The organism is Massilia endophytica, from assembly GCF_021165955.1.
GTDB lineage: Bacteria > Pseudomonadota > Gammaproteobacteria > Burkholderiales > Burkholderiaceae_D > Rugamonas > Rugamonas endophytica.
Map to the genome: position 1 here is coordinate 3,002,347 of NZ_CP088952.1, position 14,441 is coordinate 3,016,787.

General features: G+C 64.1%; 10 protein-coding genes and 1 tRNA gene. 4 read left to right on the forward strand and 7 right to left on the reverse strand.

Features of this window, described 5'->3' with window-relative positions; all coding sequences use genetic code 11:
- Position 1: 1 nt before the first annotated feature.
- The 3 genes from tagF to LSQ66_RS13615 form a co-directional block, all read right to left on the reverse strand.
- Positions 2–940 (reverse strand): type VI secretion system-associated protein TagF, encoded by a 939-nt coding sequence (gene tagF, locus LSQ66_RS13605; RefSeq protein WP_231765740.1) that lies wholly within the window; start codon positions 938–940, stop codon positions 2–4.
- Positions 937–4,611, reverse strand: a complete 3,675-nt coding sequence (gene tssM / locus LSQ66_RS13610) for a type VI secretion system membrane subunit TssM (RefSeq protein WP_231765741.1) — start codon at positions 4,609–4,611, stop codon at positions 937–939. Before tssM ends, tagF begins: the two co-directional genes overlap by 4 nt.
- A gap of 75 nt (positions 4,612–4,686) precedes the next feature.
- Positions 4,687–5,436, reverse strand: coding sequence for a M15 family metallopeptidase (locus LSQ66_RS13615; protein WP_231765742.1), 750 nt, complete (start codon positions 5,434–5,436; stop codon positions 4,687–4,689).
- 126 nt (positions 5,437–5,562) lie between these two features.
- On the opposite strand from LSQ66_RS13615, the gene LSQ66_RS13620 reads away from it, so the two are divergent.
- Positions 5,563–6,165: a hypothetical protein gene (locus tag LSQ66_RS13620; protein ID WP_231765743.1), complete on the forward strand. Its 603-nt coding sequence runs from the start codon at positions 5,563–5,565 to the stop codon at positions 6,163–6,165.
- 9 nt (positions 6,166–6,174) lie between these two features.
- Here the strand turns inward: LSQ66_RS13620 and LSQ66_RS13625 are convergent, their stop codons facing one another.
- On the reverse strand, positions 6,175–6,939 hold the full coding sequence (locus LSQ66_RS13625; RefSeq protein ID WP_231765744.1) for an alpha/beta fold hydrolase: 765 nt from the start codon (positions 6,937–6,939) through the stop codon (positions 6,175–6,177).
- Between the two features lie 87 nt (positions 6,940–7,026).
- Here LSQ66_RS13625 and LSQ66_RS13630 point away from each other — a divergent pair, with 87 nt between their 5' ends.
- From LSQ66_RS13630 to LSQ66_RS13640, 3 genes are all read left to right on the forward strand, one after another.
- Entirely contained in the window at positions 7,027–7,593 is a 567-nt protein-coding gene (locus LSQ66_RS13630; RefSeq protein ID WP_231765745.1) for a type 1 glutamine amidotransferase domain-containing protein, read from the forward strand.
- A 71-nt stretch (positions 7,594–7,664) separates the two neighbouring features.
- Positions 7,665–8,411 (forward strand): YoaK family protein, encoded by a 747-nt coding sequence (locus tag LSQ66_RS13635; protein ID WP_231765746.1) that lies wholly within the window; start codon positions 7,665–7,667, stop codon positions 8,409–8,411.
- A gap of 156 nt (positions 8,412–8,567) precedes the next feature.
- Complete coding sequence (locus tag LSQ66_RS13640; RefSeq protein WP_231765747.1) at positions 8,568–9,617, forward strand: hypothetical protein; 1,050 nt, start codon at positions 8,568–8,570, stop codon at positions 9,615–9,617.
- 96 nt (positions 9,618–9,713) lie between these two features.
- Here LSQ66_RS13640 and LSQ66_RS13645 read toward each other — a convergent pair.
- From LSQ66_RS13645 to LSQ66_RS13655, 3 genes are all read right to left on the reverse strand, one after another.
- Positions 9,714–9,789: transfer RNA gene (locus tag LSQ66_RS13645), tRNA-Asn, on the reverse strand.
- A gap of 44 nt (positions 9,790–9,833) precedes the next feature.
- Positions 9,834–12,035 (reverse strand): TonB-dependent receptor, encoded by a 2,202-nt coding sequence (locus LSQ66_RS13650; RefSeq protein WP_231765748.1) that lies wholly within the window; start codon positions 12,033–12,035, stop codon positions 9,834–9,836.
- A 201-nt stretch (positions 12,036–12,236) separates the two neighbouring features.
- Positions 12,237–14,432, reverse strand: a complete 2,196-nt coding sequence (locus tag LSQ66_RS13655) for a family 10 glycosylhydrolase (RefSeq protein WP_231765749.1) — start codon at positions 14,430–14,432, stop codon at positions 12,237–12,239.
- Between the last annotated feature and the right edge of the window lie 9 nt (positions 14,433–14,441).

Sequence of the window (14,441 nt, forward strand, 5' to 3'; positions counted from 1 at the left end):
CTCAAGCGAAGGTTTCATGGAACATGGCGCAGGCCGAACGGATGGAAAGGTCGCCCTGTTCCAGGCAGGCCGCCAGGCGCAGCACCCCGCCATCGTGCTCGATAAGGTCGTCGACCCAGCGCGTATCGTTGAAGTGAATCTGGTGTTCACCCGCGAACTGGGGGTCGATCAGCGCGCGCAGCGGCGCTGGGGAGGCTCCGGAGAAGCCCACTGCCAGCACCGGCCGGCCTTCGCTCTCCGACAGAAAGACGAGCAGCTCCAGGTCCAGATGGCTGAGGAAGGGCGCCATCAGGGAAAGCCAGAAGGCGGCCACCGGAACCTGCATGCCGCGTTCATCCGGCAGTGGCAGCACGAGGCTGCGTTCCAGCTGGCGCGCCCCGCTCCAGCGGAAGGGCTGCAACAGCAGGCCGATGCCGAGCATGGCGCCGCGCACGCTGAAGCCTCCTTTCCCGCTCAGCATCTCCTCCAGGCTGCCCAGCGTTCCATCGAGGCCGCGGCTCTCCTGCGCTTCCGGACGGCTGTTCAGCAGCCGTTCCAGCGCAGGCTCCGGGTCCCCGTCCGCCAGCGCGGCCGCCGCGCCGCTGCGCGCCTGCTGCCAGAATCCCGCGAAGGCCTGCACCGCTGCTTCCAGGCCGCTGCCATGCGGCCTCCCCTCGAGGAGGCTCATGACGACGAAGGGGAAGCGCCGCTGCGAGCGGTCGTGGCTTGCGGCCAAATGCCCGCCAATGGCATGCCTGCTGCGCGTGCCGACAATAGCGAAATCGCAGGGCGGCAATGCGTCGTAGTGCTGCTTCCAGCGCGGGTTGGCGCTCAGGTCGGCCATCGCCGCAGCGACCCATTCGTCCAGAAGACCTGCGAGCTGGCGATGCTCGCCGGCCTTGACGAAGTCCGGCTGGGACGGCAGTTTGCCGAAATAGCTGGTGTGCATGCATGCGTTCATGGCGATCCTCCTGCCGCGCTGCCGGCGGCGGCCAGTTCTGAGGGGCGTGTGCTGCCGACGATGCGGTCCGGCAAACGCATATTGCGGAAACCCTGATCCTGCGGGCCGGAGTCCGCGCTCGCGGCGGGGTTGCTGATGATACGGAGGTCGAGCGCCACGGTCATTCCGCCGCCGCTCCAGCGCAGTTCATGCACGCCGTTCGCCTTCTTCGTCTTCGCCGCCGCCTCGATCAGGCGGCCCAGGCCAGACTGGCCCGGCTCATTGAACAGTTCGACCGAACGGCCATCGAAGCCCACGGCGCTGATGCGCGCTCCAGCAACACCCTGCGGTCCCGGATGCGTCATGCTGGTCCACTGCGCGGGCGTATTCCGGTAGCGCAGCACCTGGCCGTCGATCTCCACGGTGTATTCCAGCGTGTTGGGAGCGGGGCTGGGCAGAATCTGGAACACGGTCTGTGCCGAGGCCTGGGCGTTCGCGCCCGTTGCGGATATCCAGCCCGCAAACTGCTGCACGGCCTCCGGCTGCAGCGATATCCCCATGTCGGCCCAGGTGCGCGGCGTCAATGTGTCGCCACGGCGCACAACCAGCGCGCCCATGGCGGTGTCGACGAACTTTGCCACCTGGCCGGAAGGGCCGAAGATCTGGGCGATTTCAGCGGCACTGGCTTCCATGCGCGCATTGCCGTCGAAAGGATACTTCGAGGCCAGGGTGCGCTTGAACGGCTCCACGACCTGGGCCTGCCAGGTGCGGTTCAGTTCCGCCTCCGCCGGGTTCACGATCACGGCGAACACCTGCATCAGGGGCCTCACCAGCAGTGGACGCAGCGCCTGGCGCTGGCTGTCGCTCATCCCTGTCAGCATCTGTTCGTCGACGAGCTTCAATGCATCGGCCAGTTCGGAGCCGCTGCCCTCGAGGGTCTGCTGCATGAGCTGCCGGGCTCCCGGACCGGGATCACCCTGGTTCTTCAGCAGGTTCAAGCGCGTGCGCAGCCGCGACAGCGCCTCCATATAGCTCTTCATCAGCGTCGCCTGCGAATCGCCGGTCCCCAGCAGCTTGCCCAATCCGGCGAACTCCCGTCCGATGGGCCCCACCGGCCTTTCCAGCCTGCCGGAATCGAGCTGGATGTTGACGTTGACGTTTCCGTTCACCGGCGAAGGCGTCATGCGCAGCACATTGGCCTTGACCCAGTTGAGGAAGCCCGTCTGCGCCTGCTTCATCTGCGCGTTCAATGCTGCGGGGTTGTCCCATGAAGTCTGCAGATGGACGGCCTCCAGCACTTTGGCTATGGGCGAGAACTGCGGGTCTCCAAGCCGGTTCATCGCGGCCACCGCTCCCGGAAAACCGTCCATGCCGGCGATACTCACGCCCTGCACGAACTTCCGCCATTCCCGCGTATAGTCGTTCTTGTACATCTCCACCAGACCCTTCTGGATCTGCTCGGGGCTGCCTTCCAGCGTCAGGTCCTCCTTGCTGGCGGCATTCAGCACCCAGTCGGCGCTTTGCAGCTCCTTGTTCGCCGCATCGCGAATGGCCCCCTCCACATAGCCCTGCCAGGCTTCGCGGGTGAAAGCCCCCGGCACCGCGTGGCTGCCCAGCACCAGCGCCTTATCCTGTTCGCCGACCATGCGCGCCACCGTCATCGCCGGATACCGTGTGCTCGCGCGGGCCCGGATCTCGGCATAGACCCGCTCACGCGCAGGCATGCCGCGCACCACCTGCCGCAGCCTCTCGCGCGCCGCGTCCACCAGCGCGAGCTTGTTCTCGATCACCGGCCAGCCAGGTTCCCCGACGTGCGCCAGGTAGAAAGCCATGAGCCGCTCAGCGCTGCGTATCATCTGCTCGCGCGGCATGGCGCCGCGATTGGCCTCCAGCCAGGTGCGCCAGTAGCGCGCCAGCTGGTCGTTCAAGTGACCGGGCTCCGCATGTCCCGTGTCCGCAAGCATCAGATAGGCTTTGAGAGCGTTGTAGGTTTCCTCGGCGCGGCCTGGCGTCAGCGGCTCGCTGCCGTCACCGGCGGCTTCGTGAAGTTTCGCCTCCAGCGCCGCCGCCACAGGTTTGAGCATGACTTCGCGCATGCCTGCGAAATACTCCCTGTCCAGCATTCGTTCCAATGCAGCGCCCTGATAGAGCCCGAACCCCAGCTGCCACGGTTTTCCATCACGATAGCCGTGCAGCTGCTCCGCCCTGTCCTGCAGAAGAACGAGAGCCTCCAGGCGGGACTGAAGGTCGATGCGGCCCTTCTGAAGGCGCACGGCCTTGTCCAGGTCTGCCTGGACGTTCGACAGGAGCTGGCGATTGCCCAGATAGGACCAGGTCCACCCCGCAAGCGCGCTCCCGAGCAGCAGCACCCCGCAGAACAGCGCCGCATACTGGAGGCGGATGCGGTATGGGCTGGCATACTGCCTCACGAGGTCGCGGTCGGCGAAGATCACCTTGCGGAAGAGGGACAACAGGAAATAGCCCGTTTCTCCGGGAGCCTTGTCCTGGGCTTCCTGCATGCGGAGCTGGAAGCGGTCCGCTACGCGGCGCGACTGCACGCATTCCGCATGTCCTTCCTGCAGTGCGCTGGTAAAGTAGAAGCCACGGAACACCGGCTTGAACTGGAAGGGGTTGTCCTCGAACAGCGTGGCGAGGAAGGCGCGCAGCGGAACCTTCAGCGCAGCGAACTCCATCGGGAAGGTGAACACGCCCGCTGGCATCCGTTCCCTCCCCTGCTGCGTCATGTTGGCGATTGATGTCTCCTTCAGGCCTTCGTGCAGTTCGTCGAAAGCCTGGTCGAAGAAGGCCAGCACTTCCTTGCTGCCCGCCTTGCGCTGGTAAGGCATGGTTGCGCCCCATACCCTTTCACGCTCGCTGCGCTCCGACTGCGCGAAGAAATCGCCGAACCCCGCCACCAGGTCCACCTTCGTAAACATGACATACACGGGCGCGAACACCTCGAGATGCTCGATCAGGTCCTGCACGCGCTTGCGCAGGCTGCGGGCGAGGCGAATCGCGCCATCCGGGTCGCCGCTTCTCAGCTCCGCGATGCTGACGGCGATGATGAGCCCATTGACGGGCGCACGCGAACGGTGCTTCTTCAGCAGGTCGAGGAAACCATGCCATTCAGCCCGGTGCTCGTCCTGCACGGCGTAGCGCCCTGCTGTGTCGAGGAGAATGCCTTCTGACGTGAAGAACCAGTCGCAGTTGCGCGTGCCGCCAATGCCCTGCACCACTTTGCTGTCGGCGAATGGGAACTGCAGACCGGAGTGCGTGATGGCGCTGCTCTTTCCGGCGGACGGATTGCCGATGACCATATACCAGGGCAGCTCATACAACGCCCTGCGTCCCGACACCACACCAAGTCGCGAGCCCTTGATGGTGGCAATCGCCTTGAGCACCCCGTCCCGGACGATCTCGACATCCTTGCGGCTGTTGGCCTCGGCCAGCTGCGCCGGATCGGGTTCCACAATTGCCTTCTCGAGCGCCGCGGCGCTGGCCTGGGCCGAGCGGCGCCGCAGCCACCACACAAGGAGCCAGCCGAGCAGCAGGACAGCGCTCAGCGCAGCGGCCCAGATCAGTGCGATATCGAGAATTTCGGCGCCCAGATAGAAGGCGGCAACCATGAGGAACAGGCCAGCGATCGTCAGCCTGCGGGTGTCGGTAGCAAAAAGCCAGATTCGTCGGAACATGAGATTTCGTTCTCCGAAACGCTTGACGGGTCGGCTGATGGTGCCACCACGCGGCGCATCCGCCTTTGAGAGAACTCAACGGCGATGCCGCAGCTCGGCATGACCGAAATCACGCATGGCCCAACGTCCGCCCCAGGTCAGGCCCGCCGCTTCCGCCAGGCGGCCATACAGTTCGTATCCCCGCATTGCCCACTCATCGCGTTCGCTGATCACGACCTGGCCTCCGCGCAGGAAGGCGCAATCGGCGGCGAGCCCGGACTGGTGATAACTCTGGAACGCCCGCGCCGCGGTCACGTGCGTGCCAGCGCCAGCCAGCCGGTTCTGGCGTTCGGGACTGCGATACCCCTCCAGCATCACCATCTCATACCCGTGCTGCTCGCGCATTGTGCGGAATACCCAAAGAAGGCGCTGGGTGAACTCCCGGTCCAGCAATGCCCAATCCCGGTTCGCGCCGTCCAGCATGGGCCTGGCGAGCGCCACTTCCGCAGTCGTGAATACCTCAGGCGGCAATGGCGAGGGCGGCGCAAGCTGTTCTCCCCGCAGCAAATCCGCGATACGGCCATCCATGGCGCCTGAATCCTCGGCAAACCCGGGCAGGTGGATGCGCGCGCCGGACAGAAAGATGCCTGCGGCGGGAAGCGTCACGATCAGCAGCATGACCGTGGCAAGAAGCACCTGGCGCCGGAAGCGGCGGCGTCCTTGCGACACCCTTTGCAAGAATGCGACCAACGGCGCAAGCACTGCGTCCCGGCCGCCAGGGAAGATAAGGCACCAGGCGCTCATGCAGGCCAGCAGAAAGAGCAAGGCGATAGAGAAGATCAACATGGTGAGCTCCATCAAAGCGCAACGCTGAAGCGCACCGCACACTGGCGGGCGACGACAACGGACGGCTGATCGTAATGCCTCTCACCCGAAGCGGCATGCGGCCAGATCAAAGCTTGGGAGAATGGAGTGAACCCGACAGAAGAAAAATCGCCCAGCAGGGGCATCCTTGCCAGCCTGGATGGCGCGAACCCCGCACAGGGCGCATCGCTTTCGAGGAGGCTCGCCGCACGGTGGCAACCTTATCGCGGGCGCCTTGCGCTGCGCCGCAGCCGCGTCGTGCTGCTGTTCCTGGCCGCCGCGCTCCCAGCCATTTTCTGGATGGCGCGCGGCCCCGGCAAGCCCGTCGCGGGACACGACGCCGTCTTCGCAGCGGCCCCCGCCATGGTCCCGCTCCCGGATGGCAAAGCCGAAGAGATGGCCGCTGCCATTGTCAACGAACCGCTGGCGGTCCCTGTGCCCCGCGCAGAAGCTGCGCCACCAACGGCGCACGCTACTGCAAACCAGCGTCCGCTGGTGCGCAAGCCTGTGCCCCGTCGCACGGCCCGCGAACCGGCGCCGCCCGACAGCGATGTGGCGCTCCTTGCCGCCCTGGTCGCGCATGACAATGCTGCCGCCGCGGCCCTGAGCAAAGCCTTGCCTGCACAGGAGCCGCGCTGCGGCAATCCCCGTGGGGAACGTACACGTGCCTGCGCTTGCGCCCAGAACGATGCTTCATGCCTGCCGCAATAGGCACTGCATTCAGGTGTTCCGCAGAATGAAGCCCAGCATGGCTTCCAGGGTGGCCTCCGCCGCCTCTGCGTGCGGCGAATGGCCGCAGTCCGGCAGCACGGCCTGGCGGGCATTGGCCGCCTGCCCGGCGATGGCGTCGAGCTGCGCCGCGGATCCGTACTGGTCGCGCGCCCCCTGCAGCGCCAGCACGGGACAGTCCATTGCGGGCAGCAGGTATTCGATATTCCAGTGCGCGAACGCGGGATCGAGCCAGGTGTCGGCCCAGGCCGCGAAAACGGCATCCGTCTTGTCGCCGTGATAGCGCTGAAGGCCGCGCAGCTTTCCCTCCGCATACGCCGCCTTCGCGGCGCGGATACCTTGCAGCGTAATGTCTTCGACGAAGACATGAGCCGCCCCGGTGACGACCGCGCGCAGCCCTTGCGGCCGCGCCGCCGCGTGAATCAGCGCGATGCTGCCGCCATCGGAATGGCCCACCAGCAGATACTCGCGTCCAGACAGCAGCGCCTCAAGCACGGCCGGGAGCTCCGTCAACGCAAATTCGTGCAGGTAGTGGATGCTGCGCCGGCGCCGCAGCGGCGACGAGAGCCCATATCCAAGCCGGTCGTACACGAGGCCCTCGCAGCCGGTAGCGGCGCACAGCCTCGCGGGAAAGTCTTTCCACATGGCCGTGCAGCCCAGGCCCTCATGCAGGAACACCAGCACCGGCCGGGAGTCCGCCCCTTCGATCCTGTCGAAGTAAAGCTCAGTATCGGGGCCAAGGCTCAGCAGAGGCATTCAGGTTCTCCAATGTTCGCGGGCGCACAGCGCGGCCCCTGCCATTGTGGCACGCTTTCACCATGCACTTTCAACAGGAGAAACAACATGGCACAAGAACTGAAAGGTAAGCGCGTCGCCGTGCTGATGACCGACGGCGTGGAACAGGTAGAGTACACGGAACCGCGCAGCTTCCTGGAGCAGCACGGCGCCAAGGTCACGCTCGTATCGCCCAAAGGCCAGGGTGAGCAGATCCAGGGATTCAATCACCTTGAACCGGCGCAGAAGTTCGAGGTGGAGATGGACGTGCGCGACGCCCGCCCTATGGAATTCGATGCACTGGTGCTGCCGGGTGGCGTGGCCAATCCCGACCAGCTTCGGCTGAGCACCGAGTCCATCACCTTCATCAAGGAATTCGCCCGCGAGAACAAGCCGATCGCCGCCATCTGCCACGGTCCGTGGACGCTCATCGATGCGGACCTTGCCAAGGGCAAGCGCCTGACCAGCTGGCCGACGCTGGAGCTGGACCTGCGCAATGCCGGCGCCGAATGGACCGACGAGCAGGTAGTAGTGGACGGAAAGCTCGTCACCAGCAGAAAGCCCGACGATATCCCCGCCTTCAATCAGGCCTTGTTGCGTGAACTGAGTGGGGGTAGCGCTGGCACCCGTGCCTGAGCAGGCTGCCCGGCTGGGCCGACACCAATCTGGTCTATCATAGGAACCAGATTCCGCCTGAATGCCCAGCCATGCCAGTCCAGTATCTACGCACCTTTACCGCCGCCCAGCGCACCGAGGCCTCCAATATCCGGCTTGGCCGCGTGCTGGCCTTCGTGGCCGGCGCCGTGAACGCGGGCGGCTTCCTTGCGGTTGGCCAGTACACCTCGCACATGACGGGGATCCTGTCTTCGGTGCCGGACCAGCTCCTCCTGGGCAATCCCGGCCTGGCGGCGACGGCTGCGGGATCCGTGCTGCTCTTCCTGTTCGGGGCTGCCACCTCGGCCATCCTGATCAACTGGGGCCGCCGGCGCCAGGCGCACAGCGAGTATGCGACGCCGCTGGTCCTGGAGGCGGCGCTGCTCCTGGCTTTCGGCCTGGTGGGCGCACGGCTCGGGCAGGAGCGGCTCTTTCTCCTTCCCGCCACCGTGGGCCTGCTGTGCTATGTCATGGGCCTGCAGAACGCCATGATCACCAAGGTCTCCCGCGCCGAGATCCGCACCACACACATCACCGGTATCGTGACGGACATCGGCATTGAGTTGGGCAAGCTCGCCTACTGGAACGGAGCCCTGTCCCGCCAGTCCCCCGTGCGCGCGGACCACGCACGCCTGCGTGTGCTCGCATCGCTGCTCGGGATGTTCCTGCTGGGCGGCGCTGCGGGCGCCGCCGGTTTCGCCTACCTCGGCTTTCTTGCCACGGTGCCGCTGGCCGCGCTGCTCCTGCTTCTGGCTGGCGTTCCCGTTCTGGACGATCTACGCCAGAGGCAAAGCTCATGAAACTCCTTCTCGCGCCGGCCGGCATGGGCAAACCGGCCGCCGAGGCCAAGTGCGGCAGGGGCTAAGCCTGCAGCGTCACCGGGACGCAATTTAGTTGCCTTCCAGATCACTTTAGGTTAAAAAAGTACCCTGACCCGCTAAAAGACTGGAAACCGCATGAACGTGAACCCGAGACCCTGCATCTACGCACTGGCCCTTTCCGCCGCGCTTTCTGGCTGCGCCAGTCCTCCTGCAGAACAGGCCATGTTTGGCAATCCACAGCCGCTGTCGGAGATGATTCTGCGTGGCCAGCTCCAGGACCTGAATGCGCGTCTTCCATCCAGCAATGTCGACTCCAGGATGGCAGTGACACCACTCTGTGCCTTGTCCAGCAATGCCGCTCGAGCGGCGCCCGCCATCGACTATTTGCTGGCACGGGGAGTAGATGTCAACAAGCCTTGCGACGAAAGGAGTCCTAATACGGCAATGGATTACCTGATCGCCGAAATCATCAATCGCGCTTCGCCCGACTCGCCCTACAGGGCCAACCCGCAATATCGACCGTCTGACTTGCCTGTTCTCTACGCAGTCGCACAAAAAATGATCGATAAGGGTGCAGTCACTCACATACGCAGATACACAATTGCTGATATTCAGGAGAAAGTGAGAGAAGCTGTCGGCCAAAATAACGCCAACCTGGTGGCACATCACGAAACGTATAAAGCTACGGTAGCGCGCAATCAGCAGATCCTGGGTGCAGCAGGTGCAGTGGCAGGCGTGGTGGCTGGGGCGAAGATCCTGGCTAGCGACTCCACTGCCGGAGGTATTGCACGCAACAGCTTATCGGCGCTTTCCAATCGGGCGGATGACAAACCAGGTCCGAGCGTCGCCTCTGCGGCAGGTGGTCCTGCCGTACAGAGCCCGTCACGCTTGCCGGCCAACGCTGCTGCCGGTGCGAAGGGCCAGATTTGGCGTGACGACTACAGGAATGAAGTTATAGCTACAGGCGAAATCAAGGACTACCCGGACCATGAACGCAATATCCCAGGTGACGTCGTCATGGCCAAGGTTGGCTCTCGTACGTCTGCCGAACAAGTGTGGACGCAACAGGGAGGCACCGTTACTGATTATTCTCATTGCGGCAGCTGTGGTGTTGGTTCGCGGATTCGCGTAGTCGTAAAATTCAGGCAGATTATCGACTATCACGACTATGTGCGAGAAAAGTAAGCCTTTTTCGCAGCCAGTCCCCGCATAGGCTCCAGAACGAAAAAAGGGCTTACACGCCGAAGCATGTAAGCCCTTGATTCTGCATGGCTTGAATTCTGGCTCCCCGACCTGGACTCGAACCAGGGACCTGCGGATTAACAGTCCGTCGCTCTACCGACTGAGCTATCAGGGAAAAGAGGCCGCATTATATACGGCCGATTTCAGGCTGTCCAGTCCTTAGAACGTGCCCTTGAACTGCACACCCCACTGGCGTGGCTCGTTGATAAAGCCGGTCAGGTTGTTGAAGTCGATGGCGCCGGTGATGCGCTGCGTGCCGGTGATATTGCGGCCGAACGCGGCGATCTCGTACTTGCCGCCTGCCCAGTTGTAGCCGACGCGCAAGCCGCCTTCGGTCATGGCCTTGCCGCTGAACTCCACCGCCTCATACAGGAAGAAGTTCACCTTGCTGCGGTAGGACCAGTCGGTCAGCACGAAGAGATTGCCGTCCGCCAGAGGGTAGTTGTAGCGCGCGCTGGCGTTGATGATCCACTTCGGCGCCTGCGGCAGCGGGTTGCCATTGATGATCACGCGGCCCGACGCGTTCAGCGGATCGGTCACGGTGCACTGGGCGCACTTGTTCACCGACAGGGACGGATCCTTGATCTCGGTGAAGTTGTACGAGGCGCTGGTCGAGACCTTGAAGTCGGGGGTTACGAAGCCTTCCAGTTCCGCTTCGATGCCGCGGCCCTTGGTCTTGGCAGCGTTGATCAGCTTCGTCACGTTCGAATTGCCGCCCACAACGGTCAGCTGCTGGTTCTTCACGTCGAAGTCGTACACGCTCAGGGAGGCGCGCGCGCGGCGGTTCAGCAGGTCGGCCTTGATGCCTGCCTCGTACGAGGTGATGGTTTCCGCATCCGCCACGGTGATCGGCACGGAGGTCGACGCCGCGGCAACGGAAGGCGCGCGGAAGCCGGTGGCCACGCGCGCGTACACGTTCACGTCCTTGTTCAGCACATAGGTGCCGCTCAGGTCCCAATTGAACTTGTCCTTGTCGGCGTGCACGGACTGCGGGCCTACCAGCACGGTGTTCACGGCTTCCAGCGTGCGGAAGTCCTTCACGTCCTTGGTGTAGCGCAGGCCGCCGCGCACGGTCAGTGCGTCGTTCACGGCATAGTTCACGGAGCCGAAGGCCGCCGACGCGCGGTTCTGCTGCTGGCTCAGCACGTGGGTGGTGCGGGCGCCGGCGGTGTTGTAGCCGTCGCTGCCGCCGCGCGCGTCTTCGTTGAAGTAGTAGACGCCTGCCTGCCAGCTCAGGGGACCCGCCTTCTTCGATTCGACGCGGAACTCCTGCGAGTACTGCTGCAGCTCGGGAATGAAGCCTGCGGTCTCCACCTGGAATGGCACCACGCCCGGGCCGTTGACCGGATTGCCGCCGTCGATGTCGCCGCGGCTGTTGTAGTCGGATACAGTCTCATAGCCGCTGATCGAGTACAGCTTCACGGAACCCAGGTCCCAGCTCAGGCGGATGCTGCCGCCCTTGGTGTTCAGGTTCTGGTAGTTCTGGCCGTTGGTGAAGATCTTCTCGGCGTCGAAGCCGTCCACCAGGTCGTTCGTGCCCTTCTTGATGATATTGGCACGGAACAGGCGCGAGCTGCCAACGCCGCTGCGCTGGTGGATATTGAACAGCGCATTGAAGGTGCTGCTCGGCTGGAACAGGAACTGCACGCGCTCGGCGTGCTCGTTGTAGCCTTCCATCGAATCCGGCTGGTTCAGGAAGGCGTTGCTCACGTAGTCGTCGCGGTGCTGGCGCAGGGTCGAAACACGCATGGCCCAGACGTTCGACAGCGGAATATTGGCGGCAGCTTCCACGTTCGCGGTGCCATGCGTCGCGTAGGACAGGTTGTAGAAGCCTTCGATGCCTTTCAGGCTCGGTTTTGCGGATTCGAACTTCACCACGCCGGCCGGGGTGTTGCGCCCGAACAGGGTGCCCTGCGGGCCGCGCAGCACTTCCACGCCGGCCAGGTCGAACATCGGGTAACCCTTCAGGATCGGGTTCTCCTGCACCACGTCGTCATAGATCAGGGAAACGGGCTGGGAAGCGAAGGTGCTGAAGTCCGCATTGCCGTAGCCGCGGACATAGAAGCGGGGGAAAACGCGGCCGGTGGAAGATTCCACGTTCAGGCTCGGTACTTTACCTGCCAGCACGCGGATATCCTGCCCGCTGGAGAGGATCACGTCCAGCTTTTCGTGCGCCAGCATGGACACGGAGACCGGTACTTCCTTGATGTTTTCAGTACGGCGCTGGGCGGTCACGGTGACCGTTTCCAGCTGGCCGCTGGCGGCAGGAGCCGTTTGGCCGGCTTCCTGGGCCATGGCGGTCATGGGCAGCATGGCGCTGAGAGCGAGTAGACGCTTGTGCATCCGGGACAGTTTCATCATCAGTTTTCCTAGGTTTGAAAAAATCGTGCGAAATACAACCCTGTCTCCGTTCTCATTTGTCTGCTGGTCTGCCTGAAATAGCAAAAAGGCCGCGCTCTTGGCGCGGCCCAGCATTTTTGTGGACCGCAAGGATAATGCGTTCCACAACATTAGTCAATCGACACCGCCTTCCGGCAAGCCGGAAGGCGGGCGTTTCGCGCCTCAGGCGCCGCAGCTGCCCAGCACTCCTCCGTCCTTCTTCAGGTGGGCTGGCACGGCGCTCGGCGCCACGCAGATTTCGTGCGACGTTCCGCCGGACTTCTTGCAAACCTTGACCTTGTCGCCGCCGCAGCGCGCGTCGATCACGGGAATCGTCACGGAACCGGCGGCGCTGCAGGCATTCTGGTTCGTGGCCTGGACCGTGAAGCTGTAGGTGCCTGCCGCCGCTGGCGTGAACTGGGTGACGGCGCCGGTGGCGGTGCTCAGGCCTTCCGCAGGCGACCAGGCGTAGGCGCTCACCGAGCCGCTGGCGCCATCGGACGCCGTCAGGGTCAGGCTCTGCGCTCCGTAGCCGAGAACGATGGTATTGGCCGGTGCGCCGGTGGCGGTGCTGTCAGTGCGGCTCACGGCAATCTGCGGCTGCGGAATCGCGCCCAGCACCTTGACGATGGCTGGCGCGGTGCCGACATTGCCTGCCTTGTCGGTTACGCTCAGTTCCACCTGGTTGTCGCCGATATTGCTGCAGCTGAAGCTGTTCTTGCTCAGCACACGCGATTCGATGCCCCAGTTGTCGGTGCTGCCGTTATCCACTTCGTCGGCAGCGATGCTCACATTGCCGCCGACCAGCGTACGCTCGATCGCCCGGGTGCGGACCACCGGCGCTTCCTTGTCGTTGCTCGCCGTGTTGGAGGCCGCGCTTTCGTGGTGCAGGCGGTTCAGGGCGGTCACGGCGTAGTAGTAGTACTTCCCGGCCGGGATGGCGCTGTCGGTGTAGGTGGTCTCGCCGCCGCTGGTCAGCGCCAGCAGGTTGTTGCGGTCTTCCAGGTCGATATTCGGCTGCTCCGAACGGTAGATGGCGTAGCGGCGCGCCTTATCGAATTCGTCCGCGCCTTCCGCGCGGCTCCAGGACAGGGTCAGGGAGCCGTCGCCATTCAGAACGGAGCTCAGCTCATTTGCCGCCGAAGGCACGGTGCTGTCCTTCCAGGGCATGGCAGGCAGCAGCGCAGGCTTGTTATAGATGTTGTCCTTCAGATCCGTGCGGTAGCCCAGCGCGTTCGCCTGCAGGAAGGCGTGGCGGAAGTGGATCTGGCCCGCGATATGGCTGCTGCCGCGGTTCATGGCGATCTGGTTGGCGATCTGCGCAGGGCTGGTCCAGCCAGCGGTGTTCATCTTGTAGTCGGCCAGGCCAATGTACATGTGGCGACCGAAAGCGTTCTCGTTCCACCATGGCACGAGCAGCTGGTAGTCCGAGCCGGTCTGGCCGATGTACCAGTAGACCTGCGGGGCCAGGTAGTCGATCCAGCCCATCTGCAGCCACTTGCGCGAGTCCGCGAACATGGCGCTGTAGTGCTGCAGGGCGCCTGCGGACGTCGGCGAACCGACCGCCGGATCGGTGCTGCTGCGGTAGATGCCGGACGGCGAAATGCCGAACTTCACCCAGGGCTTGGCGGCGGCAATGCTTTCACCAACGCGGGAGATCAGCAGGTTGATGTTGTCGCGGCGCCAGTCCGCACGGCCTGCCGCGGTGTTCGGGAAGCCGCGCGGATCGGCATTGTAGGCCGCATCGTCGATGGTGGCCGGGGTGCCGTTCGGGTAGAAATAGTCGTCGAAGTGGATCCCGTCCACGTCGTAGCGCTGAACGATATCCATCACCACGGCGTGCACGTGATCGCGCACTGCTGGCAGGCCGGGGTTCAGGATCTGCACCGTGCCGATCGTCAGCAGCCATTCAGGATGGGTGCGCGATACGTGGGTGGGGCCGTACATGGCGGTGTTACCCGCGTTCGAGAGCGTGGCCACGGCGCGGTAAGGGTTGATCCAGGCATGGAATTCCAGGCCGCGCTTGCGCGTTTCCTCAAGGGCGAACTGCAGCGGGTCCCAGGCTGGCGACGGCGCCGTGCCGGAGCTGTTGGTCAGGTAGTAGGACCACGGCTCAAGGGTGCTGGGGAACATGGCGTCTGCCTGGCTGCGCACCTGGAAGTAGGCGGCGTTCATGCCGGTTGCCTTGTTGTGGTCAAGGATGGCGGTCAGGGCAGCGCGCTGCTGGGCGGGAGTCTGGGTCCGCACCGGCCAGTCCAGGCCAATGTGTGTACTGATCCATACGCCGCGCATCTCGCGCTTCGGGGCCGTCGTCTGGGCTTGGGGCTGGCCTGCGGCGAACACGCACAGGGCCGCGACCGCACATAGTAGTCTCTTCATATTCCTCGT